Origin of the sequence: Agrobacterium vaccinii (assembly GCF_021310995.1) — a bacterium.
Classification (GTDB): Bacteria; Pseudomonadota; Alphaproteobacteria; order Rhizobiales; family Rhizobiaceae; genus Agrobacterium; species Agrobacterium vaccinii.
In genome coordinates this window covers 2,209,980-2,235,915 of the sequence record NZ_CP054150.1, presented here as the reverse complement: position 1 = coordinate 2,235,915, position 25,936 = coordinate 2,209,980, and the positions used below count along the sequence as shown (strand labels likewise).

Here is a 25,936-nt window from a genome sequence, read left to right as displayed (position 1 = left end):
AACTGCGACGCTCTATATTGCGTTGCAGGAGATGTGCGATGAAACCTTCGGAAGTGCTAGAAAACAACCGTGAAGCCATCCGCGAAGCGACCAAACGCTTTAACGCGGCAAACCCCCGTGTCTTCGGCTCCGTTGCGCGCGGCGAGGACAGGCCGGATAGCGATCTGGATATTCTGGTGGATGCGTTGCCGGGCTCAACATTGCTGAGCCTTGGAGGTCTTCAGGACGCTCTTGAGCAAATGATGCTCGGAACAAAAATCCATCTCCTCACTCCGGGGGATTTTCCGGAGCGAGTAAAGCTTCGTGTTCTTTCGGAAGCTAAGCCGATATGAGTTTGGATCGGCGGTTAGATTATCTTGCTGATATGAGGAGAGCCGCTGAAGCTGCGAGAAGTTTCGTTTCTGGAATGCAGGAGGGCGAGTTTCTTTCAGATATAAAGACGCAACATGCTGTCGGCATGAGCCTTATCGTGATCGGTGAGTCCGCAGTTCGTCTGATGGAAACGTACCCGGATTTTATTGAAGATCATCCGGATTTCCCTTGGCATTCGATCCGCGGTTTGCGTAACCGGGTTGCGCATGGATATTTTACTCTGGATCTAAACATCATTTGGGAAACGACGCAAACGACGATACCAGAGTTATTGCAATGGCTCGATACAGTTAGTCATTGGCGGGCCCAAGGTGAATAGCATTGACTGACTTTATTGAAATACAGCCCCTCACACGGCACACATTCGCACCATTCGGCGATGTCATCGAGCCCGAACCATCATCCATGCGCCTCATCAATGGCGGCAACACCGAACGTTACCACGCCCTGTCGCAGGCCGATGTCGTGGGTGAGGGCGCGCGGGTGGTGCTCAATATTTTCAGAGGCAAGGCACGCGGATTTCCTTATACGCTTGACATGATGGAGCGTCATCCACTGGGCAGTCAGAGTTTTACGCCGTTGTCCGGCAAACCCTTTCTCGTGGTGGTTTCGCATGATGAGAATGGCAGACCGGGCAAGCCCAACGTCTTCATCGCGAATGCTGGTCAAGGTGTGAATTACCATCGCAACGTCTGGCATCACCCGTTGATGACGGTAGGTGAGACCTGCGATTTTCTCGTTGTTGACCGGGATGGGCCGGGCAATAATCTCGAGGAATATTTTTACGACGAGCCCTATTTCATTGCGGAGCCAACCCTATGACCGGCCTGACGACCCATGTTCTCGATGCCGCCCATGGCACACCCGCGCAAGGTCTGAAAATCGAGCTTTACCGGCTGGATGGGGAGCGCCGCGAGAAGCTGAAAATTGTTGAAACCAATAGCGATGGTCGTGTCGATGGCGGGCCTTTGCTGATTGGAGAGGCGTTTCGCGCCGGTCAATACGAACTGGTCTTTCACGCAGGCGACTATCTGCGCGCCAAAGGGCTGACGCTGCCGGAACCGGCGTTTCTGGATGTCATACCCATTCGCTTCGGCATTGCCGATGAAACAGGGCATTACCACGTGCCGCTGCTGCTCTCGCCCTATAGTTACTCGACCTATCGGGGAAGCTAACGATCATGATTTTTGCTGCAATCGCCGATGTTCACGGAAATTACGCTGCGCTTGAAGCCGTTTTGGCAAATATACGAAAGCTTGGGATCGAAGACATCGTCAATCTGGGTGATTGCTTCAGCGGCCCACTGGATGCCGGGCCAACCGCAAAGCTGTTGATCGATGGCGGCATTCCGAGTGTCCGTGGAAACCATGACCGCGCCCTGATCGAGCAGCCATTCGACGAGATGGGACCGTGGGAAAAAACCGTCTATCCTCAGCTTTCTCCGTCCGATCTCGACTGGTTGAAGGCCTTGCCGTTCGAGATGGTTTTCAAGGACGTTGCCTATTGCTGCCATGGGTCACCGAAAGGCGATCTGGATTACTGGTTGGAACAGTTGCTACCGCAGGGCGTGCTGCATCTTCGTGCGCGTGCAGAGATCGAGGCGCTTGCGACGGGTATCGAACAGCCATTGATGTTATGCGGCCACACGCATATTGCGCGCACAGTTCAGCTGTCTGACGGACGTCTTATCGTCAATCCGGGCAGCGTCGGTTGCCCCGGCTGGAAGGATGACGAACCCTTCCATCATCAGGTGGATGCGGGACACGCGCTTGCGGCCTACGCTGTTCTCGAAGAGACTGCCCACGGGTGGCAGGTATCTTACCGGCAAATACCCTACGACACGGCCCCGATGGCAGAGCTTGCGCGCCGCAATGGCATGGACCGAATCGGAAATGCTATCGCCAGCGGCTGGCAGGACTAAAGCCTGTCGCCGCTAGCCGTTGCTCGACATGACCACGCAGGAATAGGATTGCGCTTTCAGGTCCTTGCAGGCCGAGAGGGCATCGGCCTGATTGTCAAAGCCGGTGAAGCGGGCGCGGTAGAGCGTCACGCCTCCACTGCGTACGGCTTCCGTGTAGGGTGCAATGTTCGCTGCCGGTCCGGCAGAGAGAGAGGATTGCGCATTGCGGAGAAGCGTCAGGGCGGCGGCTTCTGAATCGGCGGCAGCGATCTGAACTTCCCATGCACTTCTATGCGCAGATGCGGTTGGCGCCACCGACGAGGTCTGGATCATGTCGGCGATTGCACCATTGGCTGCGGCGACCTGAGTGGTCGCAGGCTCACGCCGCTCGGCAAACATTGGCAGCGGCACGGTTGCGGGCGGTACGTCGAATGTGCGGCTGGTGCTGGCGCTGGCGATGAGCTGTTCGTTGACCCGTGTTCTCGACGCCTTGGGCAGGGTCCTGTCCAGCAGGGCAACCATCTGGTTGTCACGGCGCTGGGCCGTCCGCCCGCCCAGAACCACGCCCACGACGCTGCGGCCATTGTGGTTGACGGCGCTGACGAGGTTGAAGCCCGAAGCGTTGGTGTAGCCGGTCTTGATGCCGTCCACACCCTGATAGCGGGTCAGAAGCCTGTTATGGCCACGGATCGTCTTGCCCCTGAATTTGAAGGATGTTGTGTTGAACATCTTGTATTCTCTGGGGAAATCCCGCTGAAGCGCAAGCCCCAGCTTTGCCATATCTCGAGCCGTTGTCACCTGCGCCCTGTCGGGCAGGCCGGATGCGTTGCGAAACACCGTCTTCGTCATGCCCAGTTGCCGGGCCTTGCGTGTCATCATCTGCGCGAACTTGGCTTCCGATCCACCCAGATGATCGCCCATGCCCTCGGCAAGGTCGTTGGCGGATTTGACGATCATGCCATAGATGGCTTCGCGCGCTGTAAAAGTCGTGCCCGCCTTGACCCAGAGTTTGGAGGGAATGGTCGCCGCGCCGTTCTTGGACATGGTGATGCGCTGATCGAGTTTCAGGCGGCCATCATGCAGCGCCTCGAAGGTCAGATAGAGGGTCATCATCTTGGTCAGGGAGGCAGGAAAGTTTATGACATCTGCATTTTGCGAGTCCAGCACCTTGCCCGTCTTCGCGTCGATGATGATGTGCGCATAGCGCGCCTGCGCTGGCGCTGCCCCAAAAGAGACGATCGCGCAGAAGAAAGCAAAAGCAAAAATCCATGCTCCAGCCATTCTCCGTCTGATCTTTCCCGACATGCATTTCCCCTTGTCCGTCTGTACCGCCCGAAGCTTTGCAAGCTGAAGCCAATGTCAGGCAACAAAACCGCTAAGACTTTAAAGACTGCCTTGAGCCTTAATTAAGTATGAAAATCGACCCCGACTGGTGGCGGGTCAAATCTGGGGCTTGGCAGCGGTTTTGCAGAGTTTTGGAAGGGGCGTGTTGGTGTGACTGAAGGAGAGGAACAGGTATCGCGAAAGCCTGATTTTCAGGGGCTTAGGTTCAAGATGACAGCGCGGGCATAAGCGGTAGGGGGTCGCGCATTTCCGTAGAGCATCCATCCGACGACAACAGAAACAGGCCTTGATCCCTCACGCGAATGTGAGGGATCAAGCGCACTTGAGGCGCAGCGTCATTGCACGAGAATACTGCGGTCGACGTCCGTCAGAAGTCGTTTGCCGCACAGCGCCATGGTGATATCCATTTCCTTGCGGATGATTTCCAGCGCCGTCGTCACGCCCTGTTTGCCATCGGCACCCAGACCGTAGAGGAATGGCCTGCCGATATAGGTGCCCTTCGCGCCGATGGCGATCGCCTTCAGCACGTCCTGACCGGAGCGTATGCCGCCATCGAGGTGGACCTCTATCCGGTCGCCGACTGCATCCACGATCTTGGGAAGGATGGCTATGGAAGAAAGCGCGCCGTCGAGTTGGCGCCCGCCATGGTTGGAAACGATGATGGCATCTGCACCAGTATCGGCGGCAGCGCGCGCATCGTCCTCATCCAGAATGCCCTTCAGAATGAGCTTGCCGCCCCAACGCTGCTTGATCCAGGCGACGTCTTCCCAGGAAAGGCGCGGGTCGAACTGCTCTGCTGTCCATGAGGAAAGCGAGGAGAGGTCGGAGACATTCTTGGCATGGCCGACGATGTTGCCAAAGCTGCGGCGCTTGGTGCGCAGCATGTCCACGCACCATTGCGGACGCGTTGCCATCTGCCAGATATGCTTGGGCGTGAATTTGGGTGGGGCCGAAAGGCCGTTGCGCAGATCCTTGTGGCGTTGCCCGAGGATTTGCAAATCGAGTGTCAGCACCAGCGCCGAGCATTTCGCTGCCTTCGCCCGGTCGATCAGATTGTTGACGAAGTCGCGGTCCTTCATCACGTAGAGCTGGAACCAGAAGGGGCGCGAGGTGACCGATGCCACGTCTTCGATGGAGCAGATGCTCATGGTGGAGAGCGTGAAGGGCACGCCGAATTCCTCTGCCGCCTTGGCCGCCAGCATCTCGCCATCGGCGTGCTGCATGCCGGTGAGCCCGGTCGGCGAAAGCGCCACGGGCATCGAGACCTTCTCGCCGATCATTTCGGTTGCCAGCGAGCGATTGGTCATATCCACCAGCACGCGCTGGCGCAGTTTTATCTTGGCGAAGTCATCTTCATTGGCCCGGTAGGTGCTTTCGGTCCATGCGCCGCTATCGGCATAGTCGAAAAACATCTTGGGAACGCGGCGCTTCGCCTTTTTCTTCAGGTCGGCAATGGTGAGGATTTTGGCCATGAAATGATCTTTCACATTTGAATGATAACCGCATAACACGAACTTAGGCCTGAGTGGTAACTGAAATTAAGTGAAAAGGCATGTTCTGAAAGAGTTTTATGGGGGGCCGCTGCGGACAAGAACGGTAACGCTCGTCGTTTCGGTCGTTGCCGTAGCATCGGAAAATCTCAGGGCGTAAAACAGACCCGACGACAACGACGAGACGCATTTGATGACGACGATGGACATTGGTTTTCTTGCAGCAATAACCGTAACTTTCGTTCTAGCGGGCATCGTCAAGGGGGTGACGGGCATGGGCCTGCCGACCGTTGCCATGGGCGTTCTGGGCCTTTTCATGCCGCCCGTCGCAGCGGCAGGCCTGCTGCTTCTGCCGTCCTTCGTCACCAATATCTGGCAGCTTTTTGCGGGGCCGAGTTTTCGGGAGCTTCTGCTTCGTCTCTGGCCGATGATGCTTGCGATCGTTGCGGGAACCCTGATCGGTGTTCAACTGATGACGGGCGGTGCGGCGCGCTGGACGACATCGGCGCTGGGTGCGGCACTGGTCGTCTATGCCGCCTACAGCCTGTTGGCGCGACCTCTTGTGGTGCCCCGGCATTTGATGGGCTTTCTATCGCCGCTCATCGGTCTCATCACGGGACTTCTGACAGGTGCTACCGGCGTCTTCGTGATGCCCGCCGTTCCCTATATCCAGTCAATGGGGTTTGATCGCGATATGCTGGTGCAGGCGCTCGGGCTTTCATTTACGGTTTCAACCGTAGCGCTGGCGCTGGGTCTGGCGTCTCAAGCCGCCGTGCAGATCGATGATTTGGGGCTTTCGGCACTCGCCATCGTGCCAGCACTTCTTGGCATGTGGCTTGGGCAATCCATCCGCCGGATCGTCAGTCCGGCGAGATTTCGGCAATGGTTCCTGATCTGCCTTCTGGTCCTCGGGGCGGAGCTGTTCTCCAGACCCTTCTGGAACTGATGTCCCATAAAAAAGCGGGCGCCAATGGCGCCCGCAGTGTCAGTGTTTTGTTGGGATGGCTCAGAACTCTTCCCAGGTATCCTGCGCAACCGCTGCTGCCGATGAACCACCACCGAAGGCGCCTGCAATCTTGCGACCGAGTGCGCGGGCTGGAGATGGTGCGGGTCTGGACGTGGCCGATGCGGATCTGACTGGCGCAGCCGATGGCATGGTCCGGCCAGAACCTTCGCCCTGACCGAGGTTGAAGCGAGACAGCAACTGGTTGAGGGATGCCGCTTCCTTGGCAAGGCTGTGGCTAGCCGCTGTCGACTGTTCGACCATAGCCGCGTTCTGCTGCGTGCCCTGGTCCATGGTGTTGACGGCGGTGTTGATCTCCTGAAGGCCGACCGACTGTTCGCGAGACGATTCGACAATCGCGGTGATGTGACGGTTGATTTCCTGGACTTCGGTGACGATGACCTCAAGTGCCTTGCCGGTTTCACCCACCAGCGTCACGCCAGAGCGAACGTGTTCGCCAGACGTGGTGATCAATGCCTTGATCTCTTTCGCAGCCTTGGCAGAGCGCTGCGCCAGTTCACGTACTTCCTGTGCAACAACCGCAAAGCCCTTACCGGCTTCACCAGCACGGGCCGCTTCAACGCCTGCGTTCAAGGCCAGAAGGTTGGTCTGGAAGGCAATCTCATCGATAACGCTGATAATGTTGGTGATCTCGCCCGAAGAGCGTTCGATCTCGTTCATGGCGGTCACGGCCTGACGCACGACGTTGCCGGACTTTTCCGCACCATCACGGGCCTTGGCAACGAGATGACCGACTTCTTCGGCGCGGCTGCTCGAATCCTTCACCGTCGTGGTGATTTCTTCGAGAGCGGCTGCGGTTTCTTCAACCGACGCCGCCTGCTGTTCCGTGCGCTTGGAGAGGTCGTCCGCGGCAGAGCGGATTTCGTTGGCACCGGCATCGATACCGCGGGCATTCTGGCCAACGGCACGCAGGGCGTCGTTCAGGTTGGCAACCGAGCCGTTAAAGTTGCTGCGTAGTGTGTCGAGGTGCGAAACGAATGGCGTTTCGATGCGGTATGCCACGTCACCATCTGCAAGACGGCCCAGACCCTTTGCCAGTTGATCGACAGCAAACTGCGTGTCTGCGGCGTCCTGTGCTTTCTGCGCTTCACGGTCGATACGTTCCTTCTCGGAAACGCTGCGATTGGCTTCGGCTTCCTTTTCCAGACGAATCTTCTCAAGGGCGTTGTCGCGGAAGACAGAAACGGCCTTTGCCATCTGGCCGACTTCATCCTTGCGGTCCTGGCCTTCGACAGGCGCTGCCGTCTGACCCTGAGCAAGCGAAATCATCCGTTCGCGCAAGGATGCGATCGGTGTCGTGATCCCCTTGGCGGCAACGACGAGGGAGGCGATGATACCCAGTGCGAAGGTGATGCCGACCACCATCAAGGACGTGAAAATGGTGGAGTTCGTCTGGTCGCTCAGTGCGTCACTTTTGACGCCGACTGCTTTGACCATGCCGTCCAGAAATGCAGCATTGTCCGTTGTCAGAGGTAAAATTAAAGCGTCAGCTTTCGCCAGAACGGCTTTCGCCTGTTCATCCTGATCCACCTGGCCCATTTGAACAGCCTGGTCGGTGATGGAAATAACCTCTTTCGCGCGCGTCAGAAGGGAATCGATCTTTGCGCTTTCGGTTGGAACAAGTTCTTTGACACGGTCAAACCTGCTGAAAAGCTTGGCCTTGCTGTCGTTATAAAAATCCAGCGCCCTTTTCATTCCAGGGTCTTGCTGACGGTAGGTCAGTATTTGATATGCGCCGTAGGCAGAGGCGACCATATTGCGGTTAGCACGTGCCATCTCGACGCTCGCGATGTTGTCCTTCGCAATGAAGTCGGAATAGCTCGTATCCGCTGCCTTGTAGCGGCTGGAAATAAAGACCGTAGCGCTCAGTCCCACAACGCATAGCGGAATGATCAAAGATAGGATTTTTGTCCGAATACTTGCGTTTTTAAGAAATGACATCGTTCCTCGCGGTAGACTTAGTTACTGCGAACACAAGGCACTCGAAGGCGCAGCCGCGGGAGAACGGCTGTGCGAAAACACTTCAGAGAGCGGATAGTTCGTAGGAAATGGTGATGCATGACAGAGCGGTGTGCCGTCATGGCGACCGGGGTCGATGTTCTGCCTAAGAGACCATTAGATAATTAATGTTTAAATATAATTAAATTCGAACACACTTCTTTTCTTAAAAATTATGCATCCTAAAGTATAGTTTTGGCACTTATGCCTGCGATGTAAGTTTCAACCACAGTGCGGTCATCTCCCATGGTCAGCATCAGGAAAAGTTCTTCCGTCAGACTGGTCACCACTTCCATCTTCAATGCCATTGCAGGCGTCGAAGATGCGTTGAGCACTGTGATATCGGCATCTGTACCAACATCCAGCGTGCCGATGCGGTCTACCATCGACAGCGCCTCGGCATTGCCGCGCGTCATCAAGTACCAGCTTTCCAGCGGGTTTAAACGTTCTCCCAGCAGTTGCTGAATTTTGTAGGCTTCGTCCATGGTGCGCAGCATGGAATAGCTCGATCCGCCGCCAATATCGGTGGCCACGCCGATGCGAACCGGCTTTTCTCGCCGTTGCAGCTTCTTCATTGGGAACAGGCCGGAGCCGATGAAGAGGTTGGATGTGGGGCAGTGAACGGCCACCGCGCCGGTTTCCGAGAGCACATCGGCTTCACGATCCGACAGATGGATGGCATGGCCGAGCAGCGTCTTTTTGCCCATCAGGCCATAGCGGACATAGATGTCGGTATAGTCGATGGCATCGGGATAGAGTTCGCAGGTGTAGTTGATCTCGTCCAGGTTTTCAGACAGATGCGTCTGGATAAAGAGGTCAGGGAATTCCTGCGCCAGCGCTTGTGCTGCTTCCATCTGTTTCGGCGTCGAGGTGATCGCGAAGCGAGGCGTGATGGCGACGTGGTTGCGGCCTTTGCCGTGCCAGTCTGCGATAACCTGACGTGTCTCGTCATAGCCGAGTTCCGGTGTGTCCAGCAGGCCTTGCGGGGCGTTGCGGTCCATCATGACCTTGCCGCCCACCATCAGCATATTGCGCTTCATGGCCTCGGCAAAAAAAGCGTCGGCAGATGTCTTGTGAACCGAGCAATAGGCGACAGCCGTTGTGGTGCCGTGGCGGATCAGTTCGTCGTAGAAATGGGTGGCGATGCGTTGCGCATGGGCGCTTTCCACGAAACGGCACTCTTCCGGAAAGGTGTAGGTGTCGAGCCATTCCAGCAGATTGGCGGCGTAGGAACCGATGACCTGCATTTGCGGGAAATGCATGTGCAGATCGATCAAGCCCGGCACGATGAGGTGAGGGCGGTGGTCCGTTTCTTCGATGTCTTCAGGTGCTTGCGCGCGGACGTCCGCATACTCGCCAATGGCGCTGATCTTGCCGTTTTCCAGCAGCAGACCGCCATCTTCGATATAGACATAGCTTGCCGTATCATCGATTGCGAGCGGTGCGCGGTTGAAGCTCAAGAGACGTCCGCGCAGCAGAAGCATGCTCATTCCGTTTTTCCTTGGGATACGGCGCTCTCATACCATGCGGTCAGCACCTTGCGTTCCTGCGGCGTGATCGCCGTGATGTTGCCGGGGGGCATGGCATGGGAGCGTCCCGCCTGTAAATAGATTTCCCGTGCATGCGCCGCAATTTGCGCATCTGTCTCAAGCTTCACCAATTTTGGTGTGAAGGGAACACCTTCCCAGACCGGCTCTGCCGCATGGCACATGGAACAGCGGCTTTGCACCACATCCCGCGCTGAGGCGAAATGCACATCGGCTGCGAAAAGCTGCTGAATGGGCGAAAGCTTCGCTGCTTTTTCTTCCTGTTCGCCGGTCAGCACCCTCGGCACGGTGGAAAGCCACATGATGACGATAAAGATCAGCACCGTGACCAGCCATGTCCATGTGGGTCTGCCCTTGCGGGCGTGGGTGGTGTTGAACCAGTGGCGGATGGTGACGCCCATCAGGAAGACTAGCGCTGCAATGATCCAGTTGAACTGGGTGGCAAATGCCAGCGGATAGTGGTTCGACAGCATGAAGAAGATGACGGGCAGCGTCAGGTAGTTGTTGTGCAGCGAACGCTGCTTGGCGATGCGGCCATATTTCGGGTCCGGCGTGCGACCGGCGATCAAGTCGGCGACGACGATCTTCTGGTTGGGAATGATGATCATGAAGACGTTGGCCGACATGATTGTGGCGGTAAAGGCACCCAGGTGCAGGAACGCCGCGCGGCCCGTAAACACCTGCGTATAACCCCAGGCCATCGCCACCAGCGCAATGTAGAGCACGGCCATCAGGCCCCAGGTGTTGTTGCCGATGGGGGATTTGCACAGCAGATCATAAAACACCCAGCCGATGGCGAGCGAGGCCAGCGACAGACAGATGGCCTGAAACTGCGTGAGTTCCAGCACGGAATGGTCGATTAGGAACAGATCAGCGCCGCCGTAATAAACGATGCACAGCATGGCAAACCCGGAAAGCCACGTGGCGTAGCTTTCCCATTTGAACCAAGTGAGATGTTCCGGCATCGAGGCAGGCGCGACCAGATATTTCTGCACATGGTAGAAACCGCCGCCATGCACCTGCCACTCTTCACCATAAACACCCGGCGGCATGTTCGGGCGCTTCACCAGCCCCAAATCCAGTGCGATGAAGTAGAAGGATGAGCCGATCCAGGCGATGGCGGTGATCACGTGCAGCCACCTGACGGCAAAGGCCATCCATTCCCACGCAATGGCATATTCGTACATTATGTTCCCCTGACGTTGCACCGCACTGTGCGAGAATTTCGAGCGTCAGAAAAGAGGGAACCTGCGAAACCGACAGATTTGTTGAGCGCAAACGCAGCAATCACGGCTCCGTCGGAAACTCCTCCTCCATCCACTCGCTGAATGCCTTGATCTTGGCGACCTTGCGGCGGCTTTCGTGATGAACGATCCAGTAGTCGTGGCCATCATTGCAGACCAGGTCGAAGGGTTGGAGCAGGCGACCGGATGCGATGTCTTCGGCGAAGTGGACCGGATTGACGATGGCAACGCCGTGGCCCGCAATGGCCGCCTGCGCTTCCAGATTCTGGATGCCGAAGTCGCTGCCGGTTCGGCTGTCGAGATCGGTCTCGGTCACCCCTGCTTCCGCAAACCAGTGTTTCCACCAGCGATCATTGGGGCTGATGATGGGCAGTTTCAGAATATCGGCGGGATGCTTCAGCCCGCCGATGGTGGCGGCAAGCTTGGGGCTGACGACTGGGGCAAAATCCAGCCGCATGATTCGACGGCTGATGACGTCAGGCCAATCGCCTTTGCCCCAGCGAATGCCGATATCGACATTGGTGCGGGCGAAGTCCACGATCTCGTTGGTGAGAGCCAGTTGCACCGAGATTTTGGGGTATCTGGCCTGAAACACGCCCAACCGTCTCGCCAGCCATTGATGCGCGAAGGTCGTGGTGCAGGAGATGATGAGAACATCCGCCGTCCTGTTGCGCGCTTCTTCCAGCGCCGTCGCAAGAATACCGAAGGCTTGCGATGCCCGACCTGCCAGTAACTCGCCCGTTTGAGTCAGTTCCACCTGCCGTGGCTTGCGCAGGAACAGCGGTGCACCGACGAAATCCTCAAGCAATTTGATCTGATAGCTCACCGCCGTCTGCGTCATGCCCAGCTCTTCGCCAGCCCTAGTGAAACTCAGGTGACGCGCGGCACTTTCCAGCACGCGCATGGCATTCAGGGGTACGTTACGGGAGAGTTTCATGGATAAGTTCTCTTTATCCATATCATCAGAAGTTTCATTGGTTTTTCCATGAAAACAGGAGCATTTCTTCTCCATAGCATCAAAAGAACTTTGGGAGAAATGATATGCGTACAGCCGCTCTCAGCGTCTGGCCACGGCTATTTGCGCGACTATGGATATTGGACTGGTTTACGCGAAAATCGGCTCAATCGAACCCGTCGCAGGAAGACGAAATGCAGGACCACATCAAACGCGATCTTGGCCTGCTGGATGGTCGCGATCAGATCGGGCCGGGGCGGGTGCGGCAAAGCGATGAATTGCGTGAAGCACTTCGGCTGCTACCAAGGTCGCTATGACGGCGGGACGTTTGTCTTTCACGGTGTTTCCGCCGATGGGCAGAACCAGTCGCTCTAGCATTGACGTTGGCTGACCTTCGCGCTCCAGCCAGTGCGCGAAGGTGGCGCGTTTGGTCTTGGAGCCGATCATGCCGACATAGGCCAGATCAGCGCGGGCAAGCGCTTCCTTGGCAATCAGGAAATCCAGCGCGTGATCATGGGTGACGATGATCACCGTTCCACCAGCGGGAACGGCTTTCACCATGGCTTCGGGCATCGCGGTAATGTGGGACGACACGGTCTCAGGTAGCCAAACCAGTTCCTCACGCCGCGTCTCGATGACGGTGATGGAGAGTGGAAGGAGGGCCAGTGCCTGGGCCAGAGCTTTGCCCACATGGCCCGCGCCGAAGATGAAGACGGCGGGCTGGGACTGGTGCTCTTGCACTAGGCGCTGCTTCAGCCCTTCGGCGATTGCGGGTGTGACCTTTGTGAATTGCAGCAGGGTGCGCCCGCCGCAGCATTGGCCGATTTCGGGGCCGAGCGGGATGTCCATGGTGTCGTTGGCTGTCTTGCCCGCCAGCATCGCGCGGGCGTGGTCGATGGCCATATATTCGAACTGCCCACCGCCGATGGTTTGCCAGATGCGGGTTGATGAAACGAGCATGAAGGTTCCGGCTTCGCGTGGGGCAGAGCCTTTTACGGATTCGATTTCGATGAGGATGGTGGGGTTTGATCCATCGAGAAAAGAGGAGATGGGGGTGTCAGGCATGGGCGTCGGCCTTGGTGCCCGCGAACCCCCTCTGGCCTGCCGGCCATCTCCCCCACAAGGGGGGAGAAACCGTGTGGCTAGGCCTTCGCTTCAGTCGCAGAGACATGCGTGAGTGATGGAGAGGGTGCGGCATATCTTCTCCCCCCTTGTGGGAGAGATGGCCGGCAGGCCAGAGGGGGCTCTGCTCCGCACTCAAGCGTTGCCTCATCACCTCACACCTTCCTCAACCGCTCCACCGCCATCAACACCCGTTCAGGCGTCGCAGGCGCATCCAGCCTCGGGCAGACCTTGTAATCAGCAACGCTGGCCACCGCCATCGACAATGCTTCCAGCACAGAAATCGCCAGCATAAGCGGCGGTTCGCCGACGGCTTTGGAGCGACCAATAGTGGGCTCAGCGTTCTCGGCCCATTCCGCCAGTTTCACATCGAAGATTTTCGGGCGGTCCGACGCCAGCGGTATCTTGTAGGTGGACGGCGCGTGAGTGCGCAGTCGCCCCTTGGCATCCCACCACAGTTCCTCCGTCGTCAACCAGCCCATTCCCTGGATGAAGCCACCTTCGACCTGACCGATGTCGATGGCTGGGTTCAGCGATTTGCCGACATCGTGGAGAATATCGGTGCGCTCCATCATATATTCGCCGGTCAGCGTATCGATGGAGACTTCCGAGACGGATGCGCCATAGGCGAAATAATAGAACGGCGTGCCTTTGCCTGCTGCCCTGTCCCAGTGGATTTTCGGCGTCTTGTAAAAGCCTGCGGCAGAAAGCTGGACGCGGGCGAAATAAGCTTGTTTGATGAAGTCGTTAAAGGCGATTTCTTCCGTTCCCACACGAATACGGTTCGGCAGGAATGTAACCTCGCCTTCGCCAACATTCCATTTTTCCATGGCGAATTTGACGAGGCGCTCCTTGATCTGACGCGCCGCATCATAGGCCGCCATGCCGTTCAAGTCGGTGCCGGAAGAGGCGGCGGTGGCGGATGTGTTGGGCACCTTGCCCGTGGTGGTGGCGGTGATCTTGACGCGGTCGATATCCACCTGAAACGCATCGGCAATGACCTGCGCGACCTTGGTGTAAAGGCCCTGACCCATCTCCGTGCCACCATGGTTCAGGTGGATGGAGCCATCATTGTAGAGGTGCACCAGCGCGCCTGCCTGATTGAAGGCGGTCATGGTGAAGGAGATGCCGAATTTCACCGGCGTCAGCGCGATGCCTTTGCGGATGATGGGGCTCGTCTTGTTGAACTCGATGATTGCCTGTCGCCGCGCCTGATAATCGCTGGAGGTTTCCAGTTCTTCAACGATGCGGGCGATGATGTTGTCTTCGACCTCCTGATGGTATGGTGTCAAAGTTCTGTTCGAACCCTGCTGACCGTAGAAATTCAGCTTGCGGATTTCGAGTGGATCCTTGCCCACCGCATAGGCGATTTCCTCGATGAAGCGTTCAGCCCCCAGCATTCCCTGCGGGCCGCCGAATCCACGGAAGGCCGTGTTGGAAACCGTGTGGGTTTTCAACGGCTTCGATTGCAGTTTTACATGCGGATAGAAATAGCTTGAATCCGCGTGGAACAGTGCACGGTCGGTCACCGGGCCGGAAAGGTCGGAGGAAAAACCGCAGCGGGCGGCATAGGTGGCGTCCACCGCGTGAATGCGGCCTTCGTCATCGAAGCCCAGTTCATAATCGACCCGGAAGTCGTGGCGCTTGCCGGTGGCGGTCATGTCCTCATCGCGGTCGGGGCGCATCTTGACGGCACGGTTCAGCTTCTTGGCGGCAATGGCACAGAGGGCTGCAAACTGATTGCCCTGCGTTTCCTTGCCGCCGAAACCACCGCCCATGCGCCTTACCTGCACGGTGACGGCGTTGGATGGCACCTGCAGAATGTGGCTGACGATGTGCTGGATTTCGCTGGGGTGCTGGGTGGAACTCCATACCGTCACTTCATCATCTTCGCCTGGCACCGCCATGGCGATGTGGCCTTCGAGATAAAAGTGCTCCTGCCCGCCAATACGCATCGTGCCGGTCAGGCGGCGTGGGGCGACGTCCATTTCCAGCTCGGCTTCGCCGCGTTGAAGCGTCATACCGGGGGTGACGAGCGGGTCGCCGTTTTCCGTTGCGCCGTCGATATCGCTCCAGTGCGGTAGGTCGTTATAGGTGATCTTTGCTTTTCGGGCTGCTTTGCGTGCGATGTCGCGGGTTTCGGCAAACACTGCAAAGATCGGCTGGCCGTGAAACTGCACCAGCATTTCCGCCAGCAGCGGCTCGTCGTGACGACCGCCGGAGGAAACATCATTTTCGCCGGTCACATCCTTGCCGGTCATGACCCAGAGAACACCGGGCGTGGCTTCGACTTCTGAGAGGTCCATCGACACGATTTCGGCGTGCGCCCGGTCCGCCATGCCGATAGCACCGTGGATCATGCCCGCCGGTTCGGGAATATCATCGATATATTCGGCACTTCCGGTGACATGCTTGTGCGCTGAATCATGCCGCAGAGAGTTGTGCATCTTGCCATCGACAGCGGTTTTGGTGCGCTCGAAGGTGTTTGTGTCCATGGCTCAGGCCTCCGCCAATTCGAAGCGCTGCAATTCCTGCCGCTCGCCGGATGTCTCCAAAAAGAACCGCGTCAGCAGGTTCTTCGCCGTCAGCATCCGGTATTCGGCAGTAGCGCGCCAGTCCGTCAAAGGCTGGAAATCATCATCGATGGCATCGCGCGCCGCTTCGATAGTTTCCATAGTCCATGGCTGACCCATAAGCGCGCCTTCCAACTTCGCGGCACGCTTGGGCGTTGCCGCCATGCCGCCAAAGGCGATGCGGATGTCTTTGACCATACCTGCTTCATCCAGCTTCAGATGATAGGCGGCGCAGAGCGCGGAAATATCTTCATCGCGACGTTTGGAAATCTTATAGATGGCGTAATGCACATCAGCCGCCGGGATCGGTACGAAAATCTTCTCCACGAATTCGCCCGCGAAGCGGTCTTGCTTGCCGTAATCGATGAAGTATTTTTCGAGCGGCATGGTCCGGCTGCCGGACGCAGAGCGCAAGGTGAGCGTCGCATCCAGCGCGATCAGCGCCGGTGGGGTGTCGCCGATAGGCGAGCCGTTGGCGATGTTGCCGCCGATTGTGCCCATATTGCGCACCTGCTGGCCGCCGATGCGGTCAATCAGGCGGGCGAAGGGTGGAATGTGCTTTGCGAGAACGGTGAAGGCGTGGGCGTAAGTCACGCCAGCGCCAATGGAAATGCCGCCGTCTTCGACTGATATCGATTGCAGCTCGCTCAAGTGATTGATGAAGATCACAGGGTTCAGCGCCCGCATCTGCTTCGTTACCCACAGGCCGACATCGGTAGAGCCAGCAACGATGGTCGCCTTGGGCTCGGCGGCGTAGGCGGCTGCGAACTCGTTGAGGTTCGAGGGGATGATGGTGCGACAGTCATCTTTGCTGACGTTGATCGTCTCATTCAACTGAATGGCCCAGAGGCGGGACATGATGCTGGCGCGGTCTCGCTCTATCGGGTCGAACAGGGTGCTGGGCTTGGCAGCCGTAACGCTTTCGGCGGCGCGAATGATGGGCTCGTAGCCGGTGCAGCGACAGAGATTGCCCTGCAAGGCCTTTTCGATGTCTGCACGCGATGGCTTGTCGCTCGTCAGCCATAGGCCATAAAGCGACATGACGAAGCCCGGGGTGCAGAAGCCGCATTGCGAGCCATGATAATCCACCATGGCCTGTTGCACCGGATGCAGAACGCCGTCCTTGCTGGCCAGATGCTCGATGGTGACGATGTGGCTGCCATGCAGCGAGCCGATGAAGCGAATGCAGGCATTGACGGTTTCGTAACGCAGTGAGCCGTCCATCAGCCGCCCGACCAGCACGGTGCAGGCGCCGCAGTCACCCTCTGCACAGCCTTCCTTGGTGCCGGTCAGTCGTTTTTGCAGCCTCAGATAATCGAGCAGCGTTTCTGTCGGGCCGAAATCCCGAAGAGAAACGGTCTCGTTGTTGAGGATGAAGCTGATTGCGTCTTTCATGCCTTGCCTTCGTATGCTTGTCGTTATTGGGCGGTCCAGCCGCCATCGATGGAGATATGCGTGCCGGTGATCTGCTTGGCCGCGTCGCTGGCCAGGAAGACCGCGGTCGCCGCGATATCCTCGACCTTCACGAATTCCTTCGTCGCTTGCAGCCGCAGTAGAACATCGTTCTTAACCTCGTTCTCGCTGATGCCGCGTGACTTTGCCGTATCGGGTATCTGCTTTTCCACCAGTGATGTCAGCACATAGCCGGGGCAGATGGCATTGACGGTAATTCCGGTTTCGGCAAGCTCAAGTGCTGCGGATTTCGTCAGGCCGATGATACCATGTTTTGCCGCGACATAGGCAGATTTAAACGGTGAGGCGACGAGACCGTGGGCCGAGGCGATGTTGATGATGCGGCCTTTGCCAGCGGCCTTCATCAGCGGAATCGTAGCACGCATGGTGTGGAAAGAACTGGTCAGATTGATGGCGATGATCTGATCCCATTTTTCCGGCGGAAACTCCTCCACTGGGGCCACATGCTGCACACCCGCATTGTTGACCAAAATATCCACTGCACCCATTTTCTCGTGGGTGGTCTTGATCAGGTCGGCAATTTCGTCAGGCTTTGTCATGTCGGCGGGGTGGTAGAGCACGCGGGTTCCGCTTTCCGCTTCCATCAACAGGCGCGTATCTTCGATTTCGTGCTCATCGCCGAAACCGTTGAGCATGACGTTGCAGCCATCATTGGCGAAGGCTTGCGCTATTCCAAGGCCAATGCCGCTGGTAGAGCCGGTTACGATTACAGTCCTGTGCATGCGTTCCCCTTTTTTCCCCAACGTTGCAACGCTTTACATCAGGTTATGCTTAAACCGGGGGAACTGGCAATCGTATTTGACATGAGGATGCATGCGGCGGTGGCTTGACTTTCCCCGCCGCGCATATTGTTTTGCCGCAGACATAGTTTCGGGAGGCATGCATGGGCGGATATATCCTCGCCATCGACCAAGGTACGACATCGACAAGGGCCATCGTTTTCGATGGTTCGATGCAGGTGGCAGGCACGGGGCAGAAAGAATTCCGCCAGATTTTTCCCAATTCCGGCTGGGTGGAGCATGACCCGGAAGAGATATGGGAAAGCGTCGTCTGGTCCATCAAACAGGCACTCGAAAAAGCCAAGCTGAAAGCCTCGGATATCGCCGCCATCGGCATTACCAACCAGCGCGAAACCACGCTGCTGTGGGAGCGAGATACCGGCAAGCCGCTGCACAACGCCATCGTCTGGCAGGACCGGCGCACCGCCAAGCTGTGCGAAAAGCTGAAGAAGGATGGACACGAAAAGGCCTTCGTCAAGAAAACCGGCCTGCTGCTCGACCCTTATTTTTCCGGCACCAAACTGTCCTGGCTGCTCTCGAAGATCAAGGGCGCGCGTAAGCGGGCCGAAAAGGGTGAGCTTTGCTTCGGCACTGTCGATACGTTCCTCATCTGGCGGCTGACCGGCGGCAAGTCTTTCGTGACCGATGCCACCAATGCCTCGCGCACGCTGATGTTCAACATCGAAAAGAATGTCTGGGACAAGCAGCTTCTCGACATTCTCGATGTGCCGCCTTCGGTTCTGCCGGAGGTGCTGGATTGTGCTGCCGAATTCGGCGTGACGGATGAAGAACTGTTCGGCGCGCCGATCCCCATTCTCGGCGTGGCGGGCGATCAGCACGCTGCCGTCATCGGACAGGCCTGTTTTGAACCCGGCATGCTGAAATCCACTTATGGCACGGGCTGCTTTGCGCTGCTCAACACCGGCGAAGACATGGTTCGTTCCAAAAACCGACTGTTGACGACCATTGCCTACCGGCTGGATGGTAAGACCACATACGCGTTGGAAGGCTCCATCTTCGTGGCGGGCGCTGCGGTACAATGGCTGCGGGATGGCTTGAAGGTGATCGGCTCTGCCTCGGAAACCGGCGCTTTGGCCGAAAAGGCCGATCCATCTCAGGACGTCTATCTGGTGCCAGCCTTCGTTGGCCTCGGCGCGCCCTGGTGGGATGCCGATGCACGCGGCGCGATGTTCGGGCTCACGCGTGGCACGGGTCCGGCAGAGTTTGCCCGCGCGGCACTCGAGGCTGTCTGCTACCAGACTGGCGATCTGCTTGACGCCATGCACAAGGACTGGAAAAATGCCAATGGCGACACGGTTCTGCGGGTGGATGGCGGCATGGTCGCCTCCGACTGGACGATGCAGCGCCTCTCCGACCTCATCGACGCGCCCGTAGACCGCCCGGTTATCCTCGAAACGACCGCACTCGGTGCCGCCTGGCTTGCGGGTAGCAAGGCCGGTGTCTGGCCTGACATGAAGGCGTTTTCCGACGCCTGGTCGCGCGACCAACGTTTCGAGCCTAAAATGGATAATGAGACCCGCGAGCGTAAGATCAAGGGCTGGAAAAATGCGGTTCGCCGGACGTTGAGCGCTACCTAAAAATGGTGAGTTATAGTTATTGCTAAAATGCGATATGGTATTCGCTGTCTTAGGGGAGGGACAGCGGATGCAGAAGATCGCAGAGCATGAATTGTCACTGAGCCGAATCATCAATGCACCGCCGGAAAAGGTGTTTCAGGCCTGGGCGGACCCTGAAATGTTGATCCAGTGGTGGGCGCCTTTGCCGTATCAGACATCGCGGGCCGTGATCGATATGCGACCTGGCGGGGCCTTCAACACCACGATGCATGCGCCGACCGGCGAGGTCTATGAAAATCTCGGGGTGTTTCTTGACGTTGTTCCCAACCAGCGCCTCATTTTTACCGATGCGTTTCGCGAGGGCTGGGTGCCGGGTGATCGCCCTTTCATGACCGGCTATGTGACCTTCGAAGACGCTGGCAATGGTGCGACGAAATATATCGCGCGCGCCTTGCACTGGACGGCGGAAGACAAGAAGACCCATGAGGATATGGGTTTCGAGGAAGGCTGGAACGCGGCAGCCGAGCAGATGGAGGCGCTGCTTCAGCGTCATTGATATTGCAGCGGTCCATCTAATCCATCGAAGGTTTTCTCCTATATTTTGGGTTTGCCTCCAACGGCATCCATGCCTATCTCTGAAAAGAGATACGGAAGGACATAGGCATGGAACTGGGGCTTTACACATTCGCGGACGTCGATCCCAACGCACCGAAGGGCCCAGAGGGCGCGCGAAGGCTTCGTGACCTGCTGGAGGAAATAGAGCTCGCCGATCAGGTCGGGCTGGATGTGTTCGGTCTTGGCGAGCACCACCGCCCCGATTATGCGATTTCGTCGCCCTCGACAGTGCTGGCCGCTGCTGCCGTGAAAACCAAAAATATCCGGCTGACGAGCGCCGTCTCCGTGCTCAGTTCCGATGATCCGATCCGCGTGTTCCAGCAATTTGCAACGGTCGATCTTCTCTCCAACGGACGCGCTGAGGTCATGGCCGGTCGCGGGTCCTTCATCGAATCCTATCCGCTGTTCGGCTATAATCTCGAGGATTACGACGAGCTGTTCAGCGAGAAGCTCGATCTGCTTCTGGCGCTCCGTGAGCAGGAGATCGTCACGTGGTCCGGCAACACGCACCCGCCCATCAACGGGCGCGGGGTCTATCCGCGTCCGTTTCAGGAGCGTCTGCCGGTGTGGATTGCCGTCGGCGGCACACCGCAATCGGTGGCGCGCGCCGGTGCCATGGGTCTGCCGGTTGCACTGGCCATTATTGGTGGCGAATACCGGCGATATGCGCCGCTGTTCGATCTCTACCGCGAGGCCGCACGCCGGGCGGGTCAGGATGCGGCAAAGCAGAAAACCAGCATCAACGTCCACGGTTTCATCGCCGACACCACCGACAAAGCTGCCGATCAATTCTACGGTCCGCAGGCCGAGGTGATGAACCGCATCGGTCGCGAACGCGGATGGGGGCCGACCAACCGTGCGCAGTACGACGTGGCGCGTGGGCCGGAAGGCAATCTGTTTCTGGGCGAGCCGGAGCTGGTGGCGGAAAAGATCATCAGGGCACACGGTGTTTTCAAGAATGACCGCTTCCTGTTGCAGATGGCCATTGGCCTGATGCCGCATGATCAGATCATGCGCGGTATCGAGCTGTACGGCACCAAAGTCGCCCCAATCGTCAGAAAAGAATTGACTGGACGTGCCGATAGGGCGAAAGGCGTGGCCTGAAAAACACGACGGAACAACAATGGTCATCTCCACCGAAGAAGAACTGGTCAAGCTGAAAGACATTGGTCGCATCTGCGCATTGGCGATGCAGAGCATGGCTGATCGGCTGGAACCGGGTATCACCACGCTGGAGCTGGACGCCATTGGCCGCAAGGTTCTCGACGACAACGACGCGGTGTCTGCCCCGGAGTTCTGCTATCAGTTTCCCGGCGCCACCTGCATCAGCGTCAATGAAGAGGTGGCCCACGGTATCCCGGGTCCCCGCGTTATCAAGGCGGGTGATCTCGTCAATATCGACGTGTCGGCGGTGAAGGATGGTTTCTTCGGTGATACCGGCTCGTCCTTTGCCGTGCCGCCCGTCAAAAAGGAAATCGAGCGCCTGTGCCGCGATGGCAAGCGCGCCATGTGGACCGGCCTGCAACAGATCAAATCCGGTCGCCCGCTGGCCGACATCGGCAATGCTATCGGGGCCTTCGCCAAGAAAAACCGCTACACGCTGATCACCAACCTTGCCAGCCACGGCATCGGTCGCTCCCTTCACGAGGAGCCGACCGAACTTGCGACATGGCCAGACAAGGATGAAACCCGGATCATGACAGAAGGCATGGTGTTCACGGTCGAGCCCTTCCTGTCCATGGGTGCCTATTGGGCCGAGGATGGTGATGACGATCCGTGGACGCTGTTCAGCGACCCGAGCGCACCAACGGTTCAGTTCGAACACACGGTTGTGGCGACCAAGAACGGCCCGCTGATCCTCACGCTTGCCGAGTAATTTTCGACGCTTGCAGGCTTGCCGTAAGTAATGGTTTGGTAATGTATGATTGCCGAACCGTCGATTTATCTTACATCTTCGTAAGTTAGCGTTTGCCGCATTGCTGCTGACCGATTTCTGGCCTAGTTTCCCACAAAACTGCTTCGCCAATAATGGCCGACCTCAAAACTCGCGAGAGTTCAAAACGTGTTCCATTCCTTCTTCCCAAAACCCAAACTGTTTTTCACCTCCGCAGTGATTTGGGCGTTTGTCGCTATTTTCGGTTGGTATCTTGTATTTCAGGCTGTCGGTGCCTCGCTTGGATATGTGATGCCTGAGCAAGAACCCTTCGATCTCACCTATTTCATCGTACCTGCCAATCTGTATTTCTACGCGTATCTGACGGCATGCCTTGGCATATTTGGTGCATTCTGGACGGTAGCCGCCAAAGACCACCCATGGAAATACTGGTCGATTTGGGGTTCCCTTCTGATTATCGCCGTTACGTACTTCGGGGTCCAAGTCAGCGTCGTCATTAATAATTTTCGACGGCCTTTTGGTGATTTGCTTCAGAATGCGCTTGCCAAACAGCCAGGCATAACGGCTTGGGATTTCTACAGTCTGCAAATTGGTTTCGCCAAGCTGGTATTTTTCAGCATGGTTGTTTCAATCATGACCGACTTTTTCACAAGCCATTATGTCTTCCGTTGGCGGACAGCTATGAACAACTTCTACATGTCAAAATGGGAGAAGCTACGTCACATCGAAGGTGCGTCGCAGCGCGTTCAGGAAGATACGATGCGGTTCTCGGCGACCGTCGAAGGCCTCGGAATTACGCTTATAAATTCTGTTATGACGCTCGTCGTTTTCCTGCCAATTCTGTTCTCGCTATCGAGCTACGTCTCTGAGTTGCCAATTATCGGCGAAATACCACATGCTCTGTTCTGGCTCGCGATTCTATGGTCAGCGTTTGGCACCATACTGTTGGCTACTGCCGGAATTAGATTGCCCGGATTGAATTTCCGAAATCAACGTGTTGAAGCTGCTTACCGTAAAGAGCTTGTTTACGGCGAAGACCATGCTGAGCGAGCGGACCCGGTGACCGTAAAAGAGCTTTTCGGCAATGTCCGAAAGAACTATTTCCGGATGTACTGGCACTATCTATACTTCAACGTTGCGCGCTATTTCTACTTGCAGGCTGATGCGGTATTTTTGCTACTCATGCTGGTTCCCACCATTGTCGCGGGCAAAATTACCTATGGTATATTCCAGCAGATATCCACGGCGTTTGGTCAGGTCAGTAACTCTTTCCAGTATCTGGTCAATTCGTGGACAACGATCATCGAGCTTCTATCCATCCATAAACGCCTAAAGGCCTTCGAGGCCGCTATTGACGACAAGCCGCTGCCGGAAATCGATCAGCGCTATCTGAAGCGTGAGGCGGAAGACGGTGAGTTGGCGGCGAACAAGCCGACCTGACACAAAAAAGGGTGGCCATGTGCCACCCTTTTTCGTTTCCATCCGCGAGAGTTTCACCCCTCCGACTTCGCCCCGCGCCGCGCCTCGATCATCGGCATCGCCTCGGCATAGCTTACGCAGGCAACGTCTTCCTTCTTGCAGACTTCGCGCAGCAACCGCTCGAACGCATTCCAGTACGCGCCGCCGTTCATTTTGACGAAGTGGAAGCCGAGCTGGAGGGGGACGCGTTCGCCGTCATATTGTTTGTCGAAGGCGGCGCGGAAGGCGTGGTAGGCGCGCTCTTCGAACTCCGCTGATTTCTCGCGATTTTCGATGGCCATGGAGTGGCGCACGAAGAGATTGTAGTCCATGGCGATGATCTGGCGGTCGTTCGGCCCCTCAGGAATGAGCGGCAGACCGAAATGTTCGATGCCGTCCTTCTTCACCGGCCATGCCGGACCCTTGGTGATGCTCGTCGCATCATAGACGAAACCGTGCTTCTTCTGCGCGGTGGTCAAGGCGTCGCTCTGGGACAGATAGGGTGCACGAAAGCCGTTGATACCTTTTACGAAATCGCGCCAGCCTTGCGGCTCCTCGCCCTTTTTGCCGATCATCTGCCAGGCATTTTCCAGCGTGCTGGTAAAGGATGTGAACTCGGCGTCCCATTCGTCTGTCGTCCAGTTGCCACCGTCGAAATGGCCGCAGGTGTGGTTGGCGATTTCGTGGCCTTCCTGTTTCGCTGCCCAGATGTTGCCAAGGCGGGTTTCGACTTCGTCGATGGACTGCCCGAAGCCGACGTTTGATCGCCCGGTTTTCTGCCCCGGTCCCTGATAGCTTTTAGCGCTGGTCTTGCGGTCCATGACCAGCGTGCAGGCGAGGAAATAGGTGAAATGCGCGCCGACTTCTTTTGCGGTCTCGCGGCTGCGTGTCCACAACGCGTTATCGCCCGCGCCATCGAAAGACACCAGGACGAGTTGCTTCGGCTTCTCGTCTGTTTGCGCGAGGGCAGGCAGGGCAACGGACAATGAAAGACTTAAAACAGCAAAGGTACGAAACATGATTGACCACATTCTATGGGAAGGCAGAGGCCTTTTGACGCGGTAATAAGGCGAAGCTTTGATTTGTCTGGCAATTTTGCGGTTTTCGCCATACTTCCCTAGCATGTCTTTTTCGCACCGCTGGGGAGCGCTACATGCTGCTGCTGATTCTCTGTCTCGTGTTTTTCTTTGTTACGCATTCGTTGCGATTCATCGCGCCCGCTTGGCGTGATGGTATGATTGCCCGCCTGGGCGCAACTCCTTGGAAAATCGTCTACTCGCTGGTCAGCATACTCGCCATTCTGCTGGTTGCCTATTCATTCGATCAGGCGCGGCAGGTTACGGGCATGCTGTATTATCCGCCGGTCTGGATGAGCCATATCGCGCTGACGTTGATGCTGTTTGCGATGATCTGTCTGGCCGCAGGCTGCCTGCCTGCTGGTCATATCGTTGCCAAAACCAAGCATCCGCTGATCCTTGCGGTCAAGATATGGGCGACGTCGCATCTTCTGGCCAATGGCGAGACCTCGTCCGTGATCCTGTTTGCATCGTTTCTGGCGTGGGGCGTGGTCATGCGCGTCCTCTTGAAGCGTCGCGCGCGCGCCGGTGAAGTGGTCAGCCGCGCGTTCGTTTCGGCGCGTTACGATATTGCCGCTGTGGTGCTCGGCATCGTGTTGTGGGCGGCTTTCATCTGGAAGCTGCACGAATGGTTGATTGGTGTGCAGCCTATCGCGATGTAAGAAATTGACTTTTCCCCTTACATATAGGGGAAAATAGGCTAGAAGGCCGACCAATGATCGTGGCTGGCCTTTTTGCTGGTCGCGACAAAGGGCGTTGGCATGTCCGCAGACCGAATGAACGGCAACTGTTCCGGTGCGGGTAACGGAGAATTCGATGGCGAACGAGAATGACACCTTCATCCGCGAAGTAAACGAGCAGATTCGTTCGGAGCAGTTCAACAATTTCTGGGGACGCTACGGCATCGTCGTCGTTGGTGCCGCGGTACTGATCGTTCTGGGCTCTGTGGGTGCCGGTATCTATGAATATTGGAACACCAGCCGCGCATCGGCCTCCGGCGACCAGTTTGCCACCGCGCTGAAGCTGGCGCAGGAAGGCAAGAACGACGAAGCGATGAAGGCCTTTTCCGATCTGGAAACGGCAGGCCACGGATCCTATCCGGTTCTCGCCAAGTTCCGGTCCGCCACGCTTCTGGCCCAAAAGGGTGATGCTGCTGGCGCCATCGCTGCCTTCACCGCCATCGGTAACGACAACAGTGCTCCGCAGGTCTTCCGCGATACTGCCAAGGTTCGCGCTGCATGGCTCTTGGTTGACACCGGCACTTATGAGCAGGTTTCGGCGCAGGCGGAAGTGCTGACGGGCGAGGGGCAGGCCATGCGCAACTCCGCACGGGAAGCGCTGGGTCTTTCCGCTTACAAGGCGGGCGATTTCGCCAAGGCAAAGCAGTGGTTCGAGCAGATCACCGCAGATGTTCAGGCGCCGCGTAATGTCACCAGCCGCGCGCAGATCATGCTCGACAATATTGCCGCATCCGGCAAGGCAGCGTAAATTCGCG

Annotated in this window: 24 protein-coding genes; 13 read left to right on the top strand and 11 right to left on the bottom strand. The window is 57.3% G+C overall.

Annotated features, from left to right (window positions below):
- Nucleotides 1–38: 38 nt before the first annotated feature.
- The 5 genes from HRR99_RS11090 to HRR99_RS11070 are packed head-to-tail and all read left to right on the top strand — an operon-like array spanning nt 39 to nt 2,293.
- Nucleotides 39–332 carry a nucleotidyltransferase family protein gene (locus HRR99_RS11090; protein WP_111837755.1) on the top strand — a complete coding sequence of 98 codons (294 nt, stop codon included), beginning with the start codon at nt 39–41 and terminating at the stop codon, nt 330–332.
- Complete coding sequence (locus HRR99_RS11085) at nt 329–691, top strand: HepT-like ribonuclease domain-containing protein (protein WP_233121714.1); 363 nt, start codon at nt 329–331, stop codon at nt 689–691. Before HRR99_RS11090 ends, HRR99_RS11085 begins: the two co-directional genes overlap by 4 nt.
- Before the next feature lie 2 nt (nt 692–693).
- Complete coding sequence (locus HRR99_RS11080; RefSeq protein ID WP_233121713.1) at nt 694–1,194, top strand: ureidoglycolate lyase; 501 nt, start codon at nt 694–696, stop codon at nt 1,192–1,194.
- Nucleotides 1,191–1,547, top strand: a complete 357-nt coding sequence (gene uraH / locus HRR99_RS11075; RefSeq protein WP_233121711.1) for a hydroxyisourate hydrolase — start codon at nt 1,191–1,193, stop codon at nt 1,545–1,547. Before HRR99_RS11080 ends, uraH begins: the two co-directional genes overlap by 4 nt.
- 5 nt (nt 1,548–1,552) lie before the next feature.
- Entirely contained in the window at nt 1,553–2,293 is a 741-nt protein-coding gene (locus HRR99_RS11070; protein ID WP_233121710.1) for a metallophosphoesterase family protein, read from the top strand.
- A 12-nt stretch (nt 2,294–2,305) separates the two neighbouring features.
- Here HRR99_RS11070 and HRR99_RS11065 read toward each other — a convergent pair whose 3' ends face one another.
- Complete coding sequence (locus HRR99_RS11065) at nt 2,306–3,553, bottom strand: D-alanyl-D-alanine carboxypeptidase (RefSeq protein WP_233123483.1); 1,248 nt, start codon at nt 3,551–3,553, stop codon at nt 2,306–2,308.
- A 398-nt stretch (nt 3,554–3,951) separates the two neighbouring features.
- Complete coding sequence (locus HRR99_RS11060) at nt 3,952–5,088, bottom strand: alpha-hydroxy acid oxidase (RefSeq protein WP_233121709.1); 1,137 nt, start codon at nt 5,086–5,088, stop codon at nt 3,952–3,954.
- A 211-nt stretch (nt 5,089–5,299) separates the two neighbouring features.
- Between HRR99_RS11060 and HRR99_RS11055 the strand changes: the two genes are divergently transcribed.
- Complete coding sequence (locus HRR99_RS11055; RefSeq protein ID WP_233121708.1) at nt 5,300–6,052, top strand: sulfite exporter TauE/SafE family protein; 753 nt, start codon at nt 5,300–5,302, stop codon at nt 6,050–6,052.
- Between the two features lie 60 nt (nt 6,053–6,112).
- Here the strand turns inward: HRR99_RS11055 and HRR99_RS11050 are convergent, their stop codons facing one another.
- The 8 genes from HRR99_RS11050 to HRR99_RS11015 all read right to left on the bottom strand — a co-directional run bounded on the left by HRR99_RS11050 (nt 6,113) and on the right by HRR99_RS11015 (nt 17,764).
- A complete protein-coding gene (locus HRR99_RS11050; protein ID WP_233121707.1) occupies nt 6,113–8,071 on the bottom strand; it encodes a methyl-accepting chemotaxis protein in 1,959 nt (652 codons plus the stop codon).
- 239 nt (nt 8,072–8,310) lie between these two features.
- The gene (gene guaD / locus HRR99_RS11045; protein WP_233121706.1) at nt 8,311–9,618 is read right to left on the bottom strand and encodes a guanine deaminase; all 1,308 of its coding nucleotides are present in this window, start codon (nt 9,616–9,618) and stop codon (nt 8,311–8,313) included.
- Nucleotides 9,615–10,862 (bottom strand): urate hydroxylase PuuD, encoded by a 1,248-nt coding sequence (puuD, locus tag HRR99_RS11040; protein ID WP_233121705.1) that lies wholly within the window; start codon nt 10,860–10,862, stop codon nt 9,615–9,617. The genes guaD and puuD overlap by 4 nt, the downstream gene beginning before the upstream one ends.
- A 100-nt stretch (nt 10,863–10,962) precedes the next feature.
- A complete protein-coding gene (locus tag HRR99_RS11035; RefSeq protein WP_045228760.1) occupies nt 10,963–11,856 on the bottom strand; it encodes a LysR substrate-binding domain-containing protein in 894 nt (297 codons plus the stop codon).
- A 225-nt stretch (nt 11,857–12,081) separates the two neighbouring features.
- The gene (gene xdhC, locus HRR99_RS11030; protein ID WP_233121704.1) at nt 12,082–12,939 is read right to left on the bottom strand and encodes a xanthine dehydrogenase accessory protein XdhC; all 858 of its coding nucleotides are present in this window, start codon (nt 12,937–12,939) and stop codon (nt 12,082–12,084) included.
- Nucleotides 12,940–13,151: 212 nt separating this feature from the next.
- Nucleotides 13,152–15,491: a xanthine dehydrogenase molybdopterin binding subunit gene (gene xdhB / locus HRR99_RS11025; protein ID WP_233121703.1), complete on the bottom strand. Its 2,340-nt coding sequence runs from the start codon at nt 15,489–15,491 to the stop codon at nt 13,152–13,154.
- Nucleotides 15,492–15,494: 3 nt separating this feature from the next.
- The gene (xdhA, locus tag HRR99_RS11020) at nt 15,495–16,964 is read right to left on the bottom strand and encodes a xanthine dehydrogenase small subunit (RefSeq protein WP_233121702.1); all 1,470 of its coding nucleotides are present in this window, start codon (nt 16,962–16,964) and stop codon (nt 15,495–15,497) included.
- Between the two features lie 23 nt (nt 16,965–16,987).
- The gene (locus tag HRR99_RS11015) at nt 16,988–17,764 is read right to left on the bottom strand and encodes a 3-hydroxybutyrate dehydrogenase (RefSeq protein WP_233121701.1); all 777 of its coding nucleotides are present in this window, start codon (nt 17,762–17,764) and stop codon (nt 16,988–16,990) included.
- Between the two features lie 161 nt (nt 17,765–17,925).
- On the opposite strand from HRR99_RS11015, the gene glpK reads away from it, so the two are divergent.
- The 5 genes from glpK (at nt 17,926) to sbmA (ending at nt 23,347) form a co-directional block, all read left to right on the top strand.
- Entirely contained in the window at nt 17,926–19,419 is a 1,494-nt protein-coding gene (gene glpK, locus HRR99_RS11010) for a glycerol kinase GlpK (protein ID WP_233121700.1), read from the top strand.
- Nucleotides 19,420–19,486: 67 nt separating this feature from the next.
- Entirely contained in the window at nt 19,487–19,954 is a 468-nt protein-coding gene (locus HRR99_RS11005) for an SRPBCC family protein (protein ID WP_233121699.1), read from the top strand.
- Nucleotides 19,955–20,061: 107 nt separating this feature from the next.
- Entirely contained in the window at nt 20,062–21,117 is a 1,056-nt protein-coding gene (locus HRR99_RS11000) for an LLM class flavin-dependent oxidoreductase (RefSeq protein WP_233121698.1), read from the top strand.
- Between the two features lie 19 nt (nt 21,118–21,136).
- On the top strand, nt 21,137–21,889 hold the full coding sequence (map, locus tag HRR99_RS10995; protein WP_233121697.1) for a type I methionyl aminopeptidase: 753 nt from the start codon (nt 21,137–21,139) through the stop codon (nt 21,887–21,889).
- A gap of 186 nt (nt 21,890–22,075) precedes the next feature.
- A complete protein-coding gene (sbmA, locus tag HRR99_RS10990) occupies nt 22,076–23,347 on the top strand; it encodes a peptide antibiotic transporter SbmA (protein ID WP_233121696.1) in 1,272 nt (423 codons plus the stop codon).
- A gap of 53 nt (nt 23,348–23,400) precedes the next feature.
- Here sbmA and HRR99_RS10985 read toward each other — a convergent pair whose 3' ends face one another.
- On the bottom strand, nt 23,401–24,384 hold the full coding sequence (locus tag HRR99_RS10985; RefSeq protein WP_233121695.1) for a polysaccharide deacetylase family protein: 984 nt from the start codon (nt 24,382–24,384) through the stop codon (nt 23,401–23,403).
- Between the two features lie 134 nt (nt 24,385–24,518).
- Between HRR99_RS10985 and HRR99_RS10980 the strand changes: the two genes are divergently transcribed.
- Together HRR99_RS10980 and HRR99_RS10975 are read left to right on the top strand one after the other, a co-directional pair.
- Complete coding sequence (locus tag HRR99_RS10980; RefSeq protein WP_233121694.1) at nt 24,519–25,103, top strand: NnrU family protein; 585 nt, start codon at nt 24,519–24,521, stop codon at nt 25,101–25,103.
- 154 nt (nt 25,104–25,257) lie between these two features.
- On the top strand, nt 25,258–25,929 hold the full coding sequence (locus HRR99_RS10975; RefSeq protein ID WP_111837774.1) for a tetratricopeptide repeat protein: 672 nt from the start codon (nt 25,258–25,260) through the stop codon (nt 25,927–25,929).
- Nucleotides 25,930–25,936 lie beyond the last annotated feature (7 nt).